The 13,721-nt window shown below is 59.8% G+C and carries 8 protein-coding genes; 1 reads left to right on the forward strand and 7 read right to left on the reverse strand.

Annotation, left to right across the window (positions count from 1 at the left end; all coding sequences use genetic code 11):
• On the reverse strand, positions 1 to 1,527 hold the full coding sequence (locus P3T21_RS03575; RefSeq protein WP_429254561.1) for a flavin-containing monooxygenase: 1,527 nt from the start codon (positions 1,525 to 1,527) through the stop codon (positions 1 to 3).
• Between the two features lie 130 nt (positions 1,528 to 1,657).
• Here P3T21_RS03575 and P3T21_RS03580 point away from each other — a divergent pair, with 130 nt between their 5' ends.
• Positions 1,658 to 2,677, forward strand: a complete 1,020-nt coding sequence (locus P3T21_RS03580) for an AraC family transcriptional regulator (RefSeq protein WP_429254562.1) — start codon at positions 1,658 to 1,660, stop codon at positions 2,675 to 2,677.
• Between the two features lie 35 nt (positions 2,678 to 2,712).
• Here the strand turns inward: P3T21_RS03580 and P3T21_RS03585 are convergent, their stop codons facing one another.
• The 6 genes from P3T21_RS03585 to P3T21_RS03610 form a co-directional block, all read right to left on the reverse strand.
• On the reverse strand, positions 2,713 to 4,275 hold the full coding sequence (locus P3T21_RS03585; protein WP_429254563.1) for a methyl-accepting chemotaxis protein: 1,563 nt from the start codon (positions 4,273 to 4,275) through the stop codon (positions 2,713 to 2,715).
• Positions 4,276 to 4,958: 683 nt separating this feature from the next.
• Entirely contained in the window at positions 4,959 to 6,431 is a 1,473-nt protein-coding gene (locus P3T21_RS03590) for a coniferyl aldehyde dehydrogenase (protein ID WP_429254564.1), read from the reverse strand.
• Positions 6,432 to 6,650: 219 nt separating this feature from the next.
• A complete protein-coding gene (locus P3T21_RS03595; RefSeq protein WP_429254565.1) occupies positions 6,651 to 7,943 on the reverse strand; it encodes an anaerobic sulfatase maturase in 1,293 nt (430 codons plus the stop codon).
• A gap of 131 nt (positions 7,944 to 8,074) precedes the next feature.
• The gene (locus P3T21_RS03600; RefSeq protein WP_429254566.1) at positions 8,075 to 10,600 is read right to left on the reverse strand and encodes an arylsulfatase; all 2,526 of its coding nucleotides are present in this window, start codon (positions 10,598 to 10,600) and stop codon (positions 8,075 to 8,077) included.
• Positions 10,601 to 10,840: 240 nt separating this feature from the next.
• Entirely contained in the window at positions 10,841 to 11,971 is a 1,131-nt protein-coding gene (locus P3T21_RS03605; RefSeq protein WP_429254567.1) for a porin, read from the reverse strand.
• Between the two features lie 83 nt (positions 11,972 to 12,054).
• Positions 12,055 to 13,680 carry a 3-(methylthio)propionyl-CoA ligase gene (locus P3T21_RS03610; RefSeq protein WP_429255153.1) on the reverse strand — a complete coding sequence of 542 codons (1,626 nt, stop codon included), beginning with the start codon at positions 13,678 to 13,680 and terminating at the stop codon, positions 12,055 to 12,057.
• Positions 13,681 to 13,721 lie beyond the last annotated feature (41 nt).

The following is a 13,721-nucleotide window of genomic DNA, read 5'->3' on the forward strand; positions in this document are numbered from 1 at the left end:
TCACTCGGAAGCGGCGCGTGCGTAGCGTGCGCCGCTTGTCGGCCTCTCGTCACGGGTTTGCTCGACGACGAATTCGTCGAAATTCGGACGCATCAGCCTGCGCCAGAAGCCGAAACCGGAGTCCGGGGTATTCGTCACGATGCGGCCGCCCTCGTTCTTGAACCAAACGGGACAGCTACCGCTCCAGACCATTCCCTTGAAACGTTGCTGCATCATTTCGTTGTAGTCGTGCTGCACGTCGCCCCGCACATCCATCGAACGCCAATCCTTGCGGCCGGCATGACGAATGCAGCGCACGATATAGTTGACATGGCGTTCGATGACGAACAATGCGGATTGATGGCCGAATGCGCTATTCGGTCCAAGCACGGTGAACAGATTGGGGAAGCCGGCGGTGACGACGCCGAGATAGGCGGCCGGTTCCTGACCCCAGACCTGCGCCAGCGTCTTGCCGTGTTTGCCGGTAATGGCGAAAGGCATATCCCCGATATTCTTGAACCCGGTGGAATACACCAGCACATCGGCGCGATGGCGAGTGCCGTCGGCGCAAATCACTTCGTTTTCCGTCGCTCCGGTGATCGCTGTCGTCTGCAGGCTGACGTGCGGCAGCAGAAAGCTCGGATAATAGTCGTCCGACACCAGCACCCGCTTGCAGCCGACCGCGAAATTCGGCGTCAACTTCTGGCGTAAAACCGGATCGCCGATGGTGCGGTTGAGGTGGGTCGTCGCCAGCCATGTCAGCGCCTTATGCATGATTCCGCCGGGGTTTTTCAGTGCCGGGTAAATCAACTCTTGCGTCAGGAACAATTGCAGGCGGTGCAATCTCTGCGCACCTGGAAGCCAGCGGAACAGGACCTTTCTGAGGGCCGAATAGGCGCGGTCTTTCCTTGGCAAGACCCAACTCGGCGTGCGCTGAAACACGGTGACCGAAGCCGCCACCTTGGCCAGTTGCGGGATCGCCTGGATGCCGCTGGCGCCGTTGCCGATCACGGCGACATGCTTGCCTCGAAAGTCGTAGTTGTCATCCCAGCAAGCGGTATGCATGGCAGCGCCGGCGAAGGATTCGATACCCTCGATTTTCGGATATTGCGGCAGCGACAAGCCGCGCGACATCGAGATCAAGTACCTTGCGCGCGCCTGCTCGCCCGAGCGGAAATCCAGCACCCATAGTGCGGCTTGCTCGTCATAGGTCGCGGCCACGACCTCCATTCCATAGCTGATGAAACTGCCCATGCCAAATTGTTCGTGGCAGCGCTGTTGATAGGCCCAGATTTCGCGGCCCGGCGCGTAGCGGCGCGACCAACCCGGATTGGGCGCAAACGAATAGGAATACAAATGCGAAGGGATATCGCAGCACAAGCCGGGATAGCGGTTGTCGCGCCAGACGCCGCCGAGCGCGGCGGCCTGTTCAAAAATCCGGAAATTGGTGATGCCGGCGCGCTTGAGCTGGATGCCGGCGCCCAGGCCCGTGAACCCGGCGCCGACGATGGCCACTTCAAGGATCATTTCGCTGTGCTTGATATCCACTTTGCTCGTTCCCTTGCATTATCGAATGCCCGTTGATGTTGCACCGATTGTATTTGCCCGAAAGCGAAAATTATTAACATTGGGCGACAAATATTGCACAATTGACGACAGGTAACCGACAAGGAATGCAATGGCGATCAAGCTGTCGCGTGCGGATGCACTACTCGGCTATGGCGAACTGGTCAGCGCGCTCGACGGTGACGCGGGCAAATTGCTGGCGGACGCAGGTTTGCCGGCAGAAGTGCTCGACGATCCCGATATGCTGATATCGAGAGCGGCGATCGCATCGCTACTCGAACGCAGTGCGACGGTGCTGCATTGTCCGGATTTCGGCATGCGCCTGGCGGCGCGCCAAGGTATCGACATACTGGGTCCCCTGGCCCTGGAAATACGCAATTGCCCGACCGTCGCGGACGCGCTTGCCAGCTTGAGCAAATACGTGGCTGTCATTAGGCCCGGCCTGGAGGTAACAACGGAAAGCGATCGCCGCGCCGGCACAACGTTTGTGCGCGTATCGTTAGTGACTGGCCATGCCGGCAATATCTCGCAGTTGCTGGAACTGACGATGAGCGTGGCACAAGGCATACTGACGCTGCTCTCGGGCGGGCAAGCCAAGGCGCTGCGGATTTCCTTCGAGCACGGAAGGGTTGCGGCGCTCGCCAGCTACCAGGCAATCTTCGGCGTCAATGTGCGTTTCAATTCCGAACACAGCGGATTCTTGTTCCGCTCCGCCGACCTCGCGCTGCCCATCGCGAACGGCAATCCTTTATTGCACAAGATCGCGCAAGCCTATCTCGACACCCATTTTGCCGCACCCGATACCGCCGTCACGGCCCGCATTCGCGCGCTGGTGCCGACACTGCTGGCGCCCGGCATGTGCCATCACGTCCGCGTTGCCAAGACCATCGGCCTGCACCCACGCACCATGCAACGCCGCTTGAGCGAAGAAGGCACCTCGTTTGCGGCGATCGTCGACGAGGTCAGATATGAGCTGGCACAGCGCTATTTGAGCCAGGCTCACGTTCCGTTAAACCGGATTGCGGAATTACTGGGCTACACCGAGCCGTCCGTGTTTTCGCGTAGCTGCAGGCGTTGGTTCAGCGCGACTCCGAGCGAGCTTCGACGCAGGGCGCTGTCTAAAAATAACTGACGGCTCCGCGCTCGCCGGATCAGTGTTCAGGACGCCTACGAACGCAACCGGAACAGGGCGACCGCGGCATTGAGTTGGGCGGCCTGACCCTCAAGTGATTGGGCGGCAGCGGCCGCCTCTTGCACCAGAGCGGCATTTTGTTGAGTGACATCGTCCATTTGCGTGACCGCCTGCCCGACCTGGTCAATTCCTCGGCTCTGCTCGTCCGATGCCGACGCAATTTCGCGCATGATCTCGCTCACGTGGGACACGGCTTCGATAACTTCTCCCATCGTCTGCCCCGCCTGGTTGACGAGTTTCGTGCCGGCGGCCACGCGAACCACCGAAGTATCGATTAATTCCTTGATTTCCCTGGCGGCGGCAGACGACCGTTGGGCAAGCGCCCGCACCTCGCCCGCGACCACGGCGAAGCCGCGTCCCTGCTCGCCCGCGCGAGCCGCCTCGACGGCTGCGTTGAGCGCCAGAATATTGGTTTGAAACGCGATGCTGTCGATCATCCCGACAATTTCGCCGATCCTTGTGGAGCTCTCACCGATCGTGTCCATGGTCCCCATGACGCGCGCCACCACCTCGTGACCTCGATCGGCGATATCCGATGCTTGACCCGCCAACGTGCATGCATAGCGTGCGTTTTCAGCATTCTGGCGCACCGTGCCAGTCAACTGTTCCATGCTGGCTGCCGTTTCTTCGAGCGACGCCGCCTGTTGTTCCGTGCGGGAAGACAGGTCGAGGTTGCCGGCGGCTATCTGCTTCGTCGCGGATCCAATAGTTTCGCTGCTGGCGCGCACATTGCCGACGATATCGAGCAGACTATCGTTCATGCGTTTGAGCGCTGCCAGCAACTGGGCTGTCTCGTCGCTTCCCGTCGCTTCGATGTCGGAAGTCAAGTCGCCGGACGCCACCGTTTCCGCAACTCTGACTGCCTGCGCGAGTGGCTTCGTAATCGAGCCAATCAGTTTCCAGCAAATAAGCACAGCCGCTACGAGCACGAGCATCGTTTCGATTGGCTGTATCAACTTTGCCCGTTCATAGATTTTGTGAGACTTAGCGTATTCCTGCCGCGCAACATCCGACTGCAGCTGCATCAGTTTCCCGATCACCCCGGACAGTGGCTCGATGGCCGGATACATCTCGCTTACGACGAACCTCCGCAAGCCTTCGGTATCGTTTGTCCGCAACAGGTTCAGCAGTCGGTCGACGGCGCTGTTCGCGAGCTTCAAACGGGGTTCGGCCTGCGCTACCAGATTTTTTTCGTCATCGATCAGTTCGGTCGCGGTGTAGTCCTTCCAATCCCGGTCGATGACCGCACGCGCTGTAGTAATTGTCCGGATGGCGTCGGCCGACGCCATTGCGCCGTCGCGGACCTTGTGCGCAGTACTCGCGATGATTACCGCATAGCCATCCGAGACAGCCTCGATCTGGTTGAGGCGCACGACACGATCGTTGTAAATGGTTTCGATCGACGCGTTCGCCTGACTCAGACGTAAAACGGTATTGACGGAAGAGCACGCGAGCAGCGCAAGTAGACCGGCCACCAGCAACATCAACCGATTCCCAATGCTGAGGCGCGACAGCGAATTTCTTCTTATGTGCTTCAATTTACGATCCTTGTCTTTTCAATGCTGTCCGACCTCGCTCGTCAGTTCGCCCCGCTCAACCCGCCACTTCATACCCAATGCACGTCGACGTGCGCCCGGATTCAGGTGGGAACAGGCGCCACGTGCCGTCACCGTGCTGGAAAAAGTAGATTGCGACTGGGTCTTGCGATCTCAGCGCCTCGACACGCACACAACGACTCCGCATCGGATGCGCTCGAACGTATCGCGTAAGGCGTACCCTTGACGTCGCGCTCGGCGCGAACCATTTCTCGATCAATGAACGCAACGATATCTGGGCGGCGCCCATCAGCAACTCCCATTCAACTCACGAAAGCCGATCGCCGTTCGAATCGACAACGGTATCGTCTCTTGACTTTCCATTTTGCTCAGGCCCAAGTACGAAAACGCGCAATAGCGCATGCACATGTCGCCATCATCCCGTGCCTCACCTCGTCGAACGATATCCGCAGTCGACATCGGCATGTCACTTCGAGACACCCCAGGGATATTCCCAAGCGGGGTTCGCCATGTTCATATCAGGCTAGGGATCAAAGCAAAGGGACAGGCGACCCGGCGAGCGGCGGGCCAGCCCGGCTCCGCCCTCGAACACGAGTCGCATCAATCTGCCGCACGCCTGGTATGGCCTGAAGACTGGTGCCGACGCATTGCGGATCTAGCTGCCTTCATGCTTCAATCCGCCCATTGCTCGTTGCGCAGGTCAGCCTGGCGTTCGGGTCGCTCTTGCCGATGAACAGCCTCAGCGCGAGACGTTGCACCCTGTTGCCGTACGGCGGATAGAACAAGTCGATGGGGAAGAACCGGTGCCGTTTAAAGACAGTGCGTGCGTGCGATAGCTCTCGGAACCCCTCTTCGCCATGGTAGTTACCCATGCCGGAGTTGCCGACGCCGCCGAATGGCGCGGCATGATTGAGCGCGTGCCAGCCCCAATCGTTAATTGTTACGCCACCCGAGTGCGTCCGGCGCAGCAGTCGCTGCCGTGCGTCGGCGTTATGACTAAAGCAGTACAGTGCCAGCGGCCGCGGTTGGCTTTGGATGTAGCTCACGACCTCCTCTTCGGAATCGTAGGGAATGACCGGCAGGATCGGGCCGAAAATCTCCTCCTGCATCACGGCCATCTCGGAGGTACAGTCTGTAACGATATGCAAGGGGATGCGGCTTCCGGATCCCTCGCCGCCGCATGACACGATGGTCGCGCCTTTTCTCCCGGCATCTTCGAGCAAGCTTCTGATGCGGCCGGCCTGGCGCTCGTTCACCACCGAGGTGTACTCCGCGTTGTCTTGTGGCCTGTCGCCCCAGAGACGGATTGCGGACTTTTTCACCGCTTCAATGAAGGCCCCCACAGACTCGCGCGGCACCATCGCGTAGTCCGGCGAAACGCAGATCTGCCCGCAGTTGACACCCTTGCCGTGCGCGATGCGCTTCGCGGCGTCGGCGATGGAATAGTCACGCAGCACCACGGCCGGAGATTTGCCGCCTAGTTCCAGCGTCACCGGCGTCAGGTTTCGCGCAGCCTCACGCATGATCACTTTGCCGACGTCCGGTGAGCCCGTGAAGACGATATGGTCAAACGGCAACGAAGTGAAGATGTTCCGGTCTTTCAACTCTCCGCCAATGACGGCGACCAGGTGTTCCGGAAAGATTTCCGTAAGCAGGTGCCTGAGCACAGCCGTGGATGCCGACATATTTCTGGGCATCAGGATCATCGCGCGGTTGCCGGCCGCAAGTGCCGTCACCAGTGGCCCCAGCGACAGATAGATCGGAAAGTTCCAGGTCCCGATGATGCCGACTACGCCCTTGGGCTGGTACGTCACGCGCAGGCTGTTGGTCGCGAACAGCAACTCGGTCGCACGCCGGCTGCTGCGCATCCAGCGCTTGAGATGCAGCAGGCAGTGATTGATCTCCAGCGTCGTGGGCAGGATGTCGAGCATCAGTGTCTCGGAGTGAGCCCGCCCGCTGAAGTCTCTGTCGATGGCTTCCGCGAGCGCATCCTGATAGCGGCGCAGCTGAATCTTCAGCTTGCGCAAATTGTGCTGCCGCTCGTCGGCGCCCGGATAAGGGGCGCTTGTGAACGCTTCTTTCTGGACGCCAAACACGGCGTGTAGCTCGGCAATTTCGTCTTGATAGTCTCGTTGCATGTCTGCCCTTCTTCAGGTTGGATCTGTACCACGCCTCAGGCGTTGCGCCTGGCCAGCACGCGGCCGATTCGGTGAGCCAGCGCCGTCACCACGATCCACGTGACAAGGAATGCGGCCAGCATGAACGGACCGCTCACCTCGGCGCCGTCGAGCAAGCCATTGGCAACATAACGTCATTTCAATTCTGATAACGCATGCGACAACATTCCGCCTGCTTACTTATTCTCTCTCGGGGGTTGCCTCGAGCGGAATGATCAACGGTCCCTTGAAGGCCTGCATGATGGCCGACGCCGGCAAACCATGACCCAGGAGCTTCGCCATCGCATTCATGTACTGCGTCACGTGCCGGAAGTATTTCTTGTAGCCGGCGCATAGATAGTTCAGGCCCGGCTCCCCGTCCGGGGTCGCCATGAAGCGATTCTTTGGGCATTCGCCATGACAGGCGAAACGGTAATCGCACTTTCGGCAATAGTCCGGCAGCGATTCCTCCTTTGCAAGGCCGAAAGCCTGCTGGGCGGGCGACGTTATCATCGCCGCAGGTTCGTCGTGCTGTATGTTCCCGAGCTTGTATTGCGGGTACACGAAGTGATCGCACGAGTACACGTCGCCGTTGTGCTCCACGATGGCAGCCTTGCCGCAGCGTGGGGAAAACAGGCACACGCCAGCCGGAACCTGGCACCAGGCGGCTAGCGCCCACTCGAAGTTCATTACATGTACTCGTCTGACGTCGTTACGAACCCATTCGTCGAAGATAGCGATCAGAAAATCGCCGTAAGCTTCGGGCTCGACGCTTTGAGCCGTCACGGCACTGGCCGGGTCCGTCTCGCTTTGCCCGTGACGAGACAGCTTCGGGGGAATTGCATGGGACAAGCCGAAGCGAATTTCCTGTGGACGCGGCGCTCGCTCCACGACGGGATTGAACTGTATGTGCCGCACGCCGCTTTCTTTCAGAAAGCGATAGATCTCAAGCGGGTATTTAGCCACGTCGCGTGCCACCGTCACCAGCACGTTGAACTCGACTCCGTGGCGCTTCATGCACGCGAGGCCACGCATGACATCGTCGAAGCTCGAGCGGCCCTGCTTGTCGGGCCGGTACAAATCGTGCACCTCGCGCGGCCCATCCAGGCTCAACCCTACCAGGAAGCGCTCACGCGCAAGGAACTCGCACCAGGTGTCATCCAGCAAGGTGCCGTTGGTCTGGAGGGTGTTGCGGATCGCCTTGTCACCGGCAAATTCGCGCTGGTAGGCGACGGCGCGCTCAAAGAAATCAAGCCCCATCAGCGTTGGCTCCCCGCCTTGCCACGTGAATTCCACCTCGGGTGTCGTCTGCGCCGCGATGTAACGCTGCACGTAGCTGCGGAGCACCGAATCGGACATCCGGAAGCGCTGGCGCGCCGGGAACAGACTTTCCTTCTCCAGGTAAAAGCAATAGCTGCAATCGAGATTGCAGAGCGGGCCAATGGGCTTGGCCATCAGATGCAGGCCTTGGGGAGATTCGGTAGATTCTTGCATTTCGCTTCCTGCACGCTGTGGTACCCGCATGGCTGGGCTTTGTAGCCGCAGCCATCCGAACACCAGGCAAACTGGCCAGCGCACAGTCCGTGCGCCGGCCAGCGGATTCACTATCGAGTCACGCTGTGAGCCTATTCGGTATAGTGGATATGAACGTCATGAATCGTGCCGTTGAAGGCAAAAGGCGTCTTGTCGAAAAAGTCCAGCGACACCGGCGAACCATGATCCGCGCCGACTTCGAAAGCTGCGTTCGCGCTAAACGCGAACGGCACCGTGTAGGGAACGCGCCCCTTTGCAACAGGCTTGCCATTGACGCTCAACGCGACGTCGGCTGCCGCAGCCCGCCCGCCGCCCGCCATCGTGAAATCAATCTCGATGACGTTGTGTCCCGCCTGCAGCTTCTCCGGCGCCTGGATGCGCGTGCGCACCAGTGACTCTCCGTTGTATTCGTACACGAGGTGACCGTCCTTCACATAGAGCGCGACACCACCGCCTGTATCGCCGAGCGAGAAGAGCACGCCATTGGCTTGAGGTGGAACGTCCACGTCCACAGTCACGCGGTGATTGCGCGAACGAATATTGGGTGCGGCGAACTCCGGGAGGCTGCCGATGTCGGGAGTGAAATGAAAGTCCGTCCTGCCGTCGTCGCCCGGGCGATCGTTGGGATGCAGTAAGGCATAAAACGCCGCTCCGATCGGGTAGACGTGGTTGTCCCTGGCATCCTGGTCAAACAGCTTCTTCAGTTCGGCCAGTTTTTCAGGATGCGCGTCGGCCACATCTGTCGACTGCGAATAATCCTTCTTCAGATCGAACAGCGCCCATTTGTCTTTGTCGGGATTCCACTTCAGCCAACCGAGTTTGTCACCAATTGCAGGCTTGCCGAGCAGGAATGCCAGCTTTCCCTGCGGGGTCAGCAAATCGGCAAAGTCCGCTTTCCAGGGTGTACGCGGCCCAAAGACCGAAGCGATCCAACCGTCCGCGTATTCGGCGCGACTGCCAAGTACCTCGAAGTATTGGTGCTTCTTGTGGGTCGGCGCATCGGCATGGGTCAAACTGTCGGCGAAACTCATTCCGTCGAGCGGTTCCTGCTTGCGGCCATTCACGACTTCGGGCGGAGCAATCCCGTCCACGTCATAGATGGTGGGCGCGATGTCGTTGACGTGCAGAAACTGGCTGCGCACCACGGTATCGTGCCGGAACCCCTTGGGCCAGGACACGGCCAGGGGCACTCGCGTTCCTCCGAAATATCCCGCCACCAGCTTGGTGCCGACAAAGGGTGACTCGCTGGCCCATGCCCAGGCAGCGCTGTAGTGCTCGTGGAGCTTCGGACCGCCAAGCGCATCCAGGCCGCCGTAGTACTTGTTCAGCGCGTCCATGTGCTGCCGGACCGTTGTCGGAATACCGTTTGTCGCAATTAACTCGTTGATCGAGCCTTGCATGCCCTCCGCCGAGGCGCCGTTGTCCGAGAACACATAGAAGATCAGCGTGTTGTCCCGCAGGCCCAACCGTTCAAGTTCGTCGACGACCTTGCCCGCCTGGGTATCCGTGTGTTCCAGGAATCCGGCATAAACCTCCATCAGTCGTGCCTGAAACTTCTTCTCTTCCGGGCTCAGGCTGTCCCACGCCGGCAGATCGGCCGGCCGCGGTGTCTGCTTCGTATCGGCCGGAATCCAGCCAAGCTGTTTCTGCCGTTCGAAGGCACGCGCTCGATACGCGTCCCACCCACTGTCGAACTTGCCCTTGTACCTGTCGGCCCATTCCTTCCAGACCTGGTGCGGGGCATGCACGCCGCCCGGCGCCCAGTACATGAAAAACGGCTTGTTCGGCTCGATGGCCTGATGTTGATCAAGCCAGCTGACGGCCTGCCTGGCCAGGTCTTCCGACAAGTGGTATTTGGGATCGTTCGGCACCGGCAAGGGCGTGGTATCGCTGTACAGGTGCGGGTGATACTGGTCGCTTTCGCCTCCGATGAATCCATAGAAGTGCTCGAAACCGTAGCTGGTGGGCCAGTGGTTGAACGGCCCCATCGTCGAGGTTTCTCCAGGCGGGGTGTTATGCCATTTCCCGAACGCCGCCGTGTTATAGCCATAGTCCTTCAGCACCTCCGCCACCGTGGCGGCACTCTTGGGCATGACGCCGGTATAGCCGTCGAAGTCGGTCATCAATTCGCTGATGCTTCCGTTGCCGACGCGATGATGATTGCGGCCGGTCAGCAACGCGGCTCGCGTCGCCGAACTGATGGCCGTGGCGTGAAAGCGGTTGTACGTGATGCCCGTTTGCGCGATCCGGGCGAAAGTCGGGGTGTGAATTTCGCCACCGACCACATCGGATTGGGCAAAGCCGGCATCGTCGAGCATGATGACGAGCACATTCGGCGCTCCGGCACGCAGATGCGACGGCTCTTGCCGCCAATGGTGCGTCGAGTTGTCCAGCGATGTGCCCGCCACGCTCGCGCTGGGGGGACGGGGAAACGGCAGTTCGCCGCCCGTGGCGCCGGCCTGCGCAGTAAGACTGCCGCCGAGAGCCAGCACGCCCATCGACAGCATGCTGAAGCGAGGGAGATAGTTGCGCGGAGTGCGCTCGTTCATTGCGCGATTCTCCATTTGTTCAGCGTTAGTCATCCGTCTTGATCTCCAAAAACACTTCCACTTCAGCACGCCGGTCCGGCAACGCCCTCGGCACGCGCGGCTCATCTTCGTCGGTTCACCATGGTTAGAGAATTGCCTGGGTCGGCAACTTGCTCGATGCGCTCGACCCGTCTCGTTCCGCGCCGTACCTGCGCCTGACGAAAAGGCTCGAGGTGCAAGACGCATCGTAGAATACTGCGTGTTCGTTCGTTGCGAAATCAGTCGGGCGTGCAACCACACACGCCCGACTTTCAAGCGACATTGCGTGCGTCAGAACGTGTGACGCATGCCGATGTTCGCGGCGGTAGTTGACGTTCCGGCAGGCACGAACTGGCCGTAGCTGATCATCGAGCCCATATTCCCCTTGTTGTCGACGTAGCCCACTTGAGCATAGAGCGTCGTCGATTTCGACAGACTGTAGGAGCCGCCGCCGGCGACCGTGGTGGACTTGTTGGCCGAGTTGTTCCGGTCTTTCAGGTAGTACACGCCGGTCGTGACCTGAAACGCGGGGGAGAACTGATAGCCAAGGCCGGCCGAATACAGGTCGAGGTTGACCAGGTTCGAATGCGCCGGGTTCTTGCCGTTGGCATACGAAGCGGACACGGAGAAATCGTGAATCGTGTACAGCGCGCCAAAATAGGCGTAGCGATTGTTGTTGACTCCGGTCGGCGGCGTCGTTGCTGCAGGACTGGGATTCGTATCGTGGCCGTTGTAGTAGAGCGCCGTAAGGTGGAGCCCGTAGTTCGCGTACTTCAAGACGGCCGACTCTCGCGTGCCGCCCTGGAAGCTGGCAGCCACGCCTCCTGGAGCGTATTCCAAAGCAGCGCTTGCACCGTGAAAATTGGGCGACTCGTAGACGATCGCGTTGCTGTCGTACAAGGCGCCGATCGGCCCGTTAGTGCTGGCGAAGTTGAAGCCCGCGGCCTGGTTCATGCCGATCCAGGCGGTGAAGATACTGCCGAAGTAGTTGCCTCGACGAACGTCAGTCTCCGCCATCGCCAGGGCCATCGGCGCGAATTGCCGGCCCATGGTAACCGTTCCAAACGGACCGGAGAGGCCGACGGACGACACCATGTTGAAAATCGAGGCAGCGCCAGCCGTGTCGGCAAGACCTGACTTCCCGTTGCCGTTCATGAACGAACTTTGCAGACGGAAGTTGACGTGATATCCGCCGCCGATATCCTCGGTCCCTTTCATGCCCCAAAAGCTCGCGTAGATCCCTCCGTTGTTGAAGGCAAAAACACTTCCCTGGTTTTTCGCCCTTGGGATGGGCGCGGCAATCGACTTATTCTGATACAGCAGGCCCGAATCGATTGCGCCGAACAGCGTCACGGAGGACTGCGCGTGCGCAGCCCCTGCGAATGACAGAAGTGCCGCCGCACCCACCAACTTCATCTTCATTTCGTCTCCTCTACTGGTTTTTGCTTGATATGAACTGCAAGTCTTGCTGCTCGAAACTGCATCGAAGACGTTGTCGCGCCGCACTATGCCGTCAAAAAGTAGTCCTGAAATTGATCACGCAACCTGTTCTTCAACACCTTTCCTGTGGCGCCGAGCGGCACGGTGTCGATGAATACGACCGCATCCGGCCGGGCCCATCTGGCGACCTTGCCTTCGAAGAACGCCAGCAACTCGTCAGCAGCAACGGCACTGCCAGGCTTTCTCACGACGAGGAGCAGTGGGCGCTCATCCCATTTGCTGTGCCGCGCGCCGATACAGACGGCGCTGGCCACGTCCGGGTGCTGGCTTGCGACGTTCTCGATAGCGATCGAACTGATCCATTCGCCTCCTGATTTGATGACGTCCTTTGCGCGGTCAGTGATATGCATGAAGCCGTCGGCGTCGATCTTCGCGATGTCGCCGGTCGGGAACCAGCCATCACGATGGGCAGGTGCATCGGTGCTCCGGAAATAGGAATCGACGACCCACGGACCGCGCACCAACAGTTCGCCGGTGGAAACGTCATCCCACGGCATCTCACGACCGTCGTCGCCGACGATCTTCATGTCGATGCCGAACACAGCGCGGCCCTGCCTCGCCTGTATCGCCACCCGCTCATCGGGCGACATCGAAATTTGATGCGGCTTGAGCGAACAGACTGTGCCCAGCGGACTCAATTCGGTCATGCCCCACGCGTGGAGCACGTCGACGCAGTGAGCTTCCTGGAACTCCGCAATCATGGCCGGGGGGCACGGAGCGCCGCCGATCACCGTGCGCCTCATCGTGGAGAAGCTGTGTTGATGTTCATTGACGTACGCAAGCAGGCCCTGCCAGACCGTCGGCACCCCGGCTGACATCGTGACGCCCTCGGTTTCGATCAACTCATATAGCGAATCGCCTTTCAGCCAGGGACCCGGGAACACCAGCTTTGCGCCAACCATGCAGGCGACATACGGCAAGCCCCACGCGTTCACGTGGAACATCGGCACGACCGGCAGGATCGTGTCCCATGCCGAGCAGTTCAGCGCGTCAGGCAGCGCGACGGCGAAGGTGTGCAACACCGTAGAACGGTGGCTGTACAGCACACCTTTCGGATTGCCTGTCGTGCCGGAGGTATAACAAAGCGACGAGGCATCGTTCTCATCGAGAACTGGCCATTCGAAGTCGTCGTCGCAAGCGTCGATTAGATCCTCGTAGCACAGCACCGGCTCCGGCAATTCGGAAGGCGGCATATGTGCGCGGTCCGTCATCGCCACGAACACCATCGATTTCGTCAAACGAGGGGCAATAGCCTGCACGACCGGCAGCAGATCGACGTCAAAGAAAAAGATGCGATTTTCTGCGTGTTCGATCATGTACACGATCTGATCGAGATGCAGCCGCGGGTTGAGCGTATGCAACACAGCACCCGAACCGGAGACCGCGTAGTACAGCTCCATGTGCCGATAACCGTTCCACGCCAGCGTGGCGACCCGGTCGCCGGAGAGTACGCCAAGTCCCGCCAGTGCATTCGCCATGCGCCGCGCACGTTGCGCAAGATCCCGATAGCGATAGCGATGAATGTCTCCCTCTACACGCTTCGAGACAATTTCCTGCTCGCCGTGATGCCGCTCGGCGTGCGTAAGCAACGTCGAGACAAGTAACGGCTGCTGCATCATCAGGCCCTTCATCTGATATTCCCGGTCAGTGACTATGACCGTCATCATCTGCT

The organism is Paraburkholderia sp. GAS334 (assembly GCF_050436625.1).
GTDB lineage: Bacteria > Pseudomonadota > Gammaproteobacteria > Burkholderiales > Burkholderiaceae > Paraburkholderia.